Here is a 1,269-nt window from a genome sequence, read left to right as displayed (position 1 = left end):
TGGCGGAAGCGGTGAGATTCGAACTCACGAACGGCTCACACCGTCGCCAGTTTTCAAGACTGGTGCCTTCAACCGCTCGGCCACGCTTCCTGCAGACCCGCATTATACATAAATCGCCCCGCCGTGGGCAGCGGCGCCCTCCCCGCCCCGCGCTGGCAGGTCTTTGCGCCCGGCTCGCGCCACCCCATCCCCCACCCGGGCAAACCGCCCCGATCCGCCCTTTCGCCGCGTCCCGCAACCTCATTTCCGTTCATCAACAACGTGCATTTGCGCAATTTTGAGCACTATCAATATTGCCCGGAAACTTTAACCGTATATTTTTCCTGCCGGAATCCCTGTTCCATTCGAGGGCGGCCAGTCGGACTGGCTGCTTCAAGAACTCTCACGCTTGCCACCGCCGGGTATGCCATGCTGAATTTCGAGCGTTCAAGCCTTAACCAGAAACTGACCATCATCTCCTTCCTGTCAACCGGCACCGCGCTCGCCTTCGTCTTCGTCGCGTTCGCCGTCACCTCGGTGCTCAACCACCGCAAGGACGAGGCGATGCAGTTGTCCTCGATCGGAGGCGTGATCGCCAGCAACAATGTCGACGCGCTGCTCTTCAAGGACCGCAGAAAGGCCGAGCACACCCTGGCCGCGCTCAAGGCCAAGGAGGAAATCTCGACCGCCGTGCTGTTCGACCAGCGCGGCAAGCTGTTCGCGCTGTACGTCGCGCCCGGGCGCGTCGACGCGCTGGCCGGCCCCGATCCCCTGATCGACCCGCGCGCCGGCGCCCTAGCCGCGGCCAACGCGCAAGGCACCACCTTCTGGTCGACCCGCATGCGCCTGTACCGCCCCGTGATCGGCAACGAGTTGCAGATCGGCGTGCTCATGATCGAGGCCGACCTGACCAACATGTGGCTCGACATCCTCAAAAGCCTGGGCGTGATCGCCGCCGCCATGGGCGGCTCGCTGCTCGTGGCGCAGATGATGGCGGCCCGCTTCAAGGGCAGCATCGCCGACCCCGTCTCCAAACTCATCAATGCGGCGCAAAAGGTGTCGGCCAGCCAGAACTACACCCTGCGCATCACCCACAAACGCACCGACGAACTCGGCACCCTGATCGACAGCTTCAACGACATGCTGGCCCAGATCGAGGGCCGCGGCGCCGCCCTGACCCACCACCGCGACGAGCTCGAGCGCCAGGTCGGGGTGCGCACCGAACAGCTCGAGAAGGCCAAAAACGCGGCCGAGGCCGCCAGCCGCGCCAAGAGCGCCTTCCTCGCCACC

The 1,269-nt window shown here is 64.5% G+C and carries 1 protein-coding gene and 1 tRNA gene; one reads left to right on the top strand and one right to left on the bottom strand.

What is annotated here, in order from left to right:
• Positions 1-90, bottom strand: a tRNA-Ser gene (locus C7C56_RS10765).
• Positions 91-408: 318 nt separating this feature from the next.
• On the opposite strand from C7C56_RS10765, the gene C7C56_RS10760 reads away from it, so the two are divergent.
• A partial coding sequence (locus tag C7C56_RS10760) for a CHASE sensor domain-containing protein (RefSeq protein WP_146204414.1) occupies positions 409-1,269 on the top strand: 861 nt, incomplete at its 3' end.

Source organism: Massilia glaciei, from assembly GCF_003011895.2.
Classification (GTDB): Bacteria; Pseudomonadota; Gammaproteobacteria; order Burkholderiales; family Burkholderiaceae_D; genus Telluria_A; species Telluria_A glaciei.
This window is presented reverse-complemented; position numbering and strand designations above follow the sequence as displayed.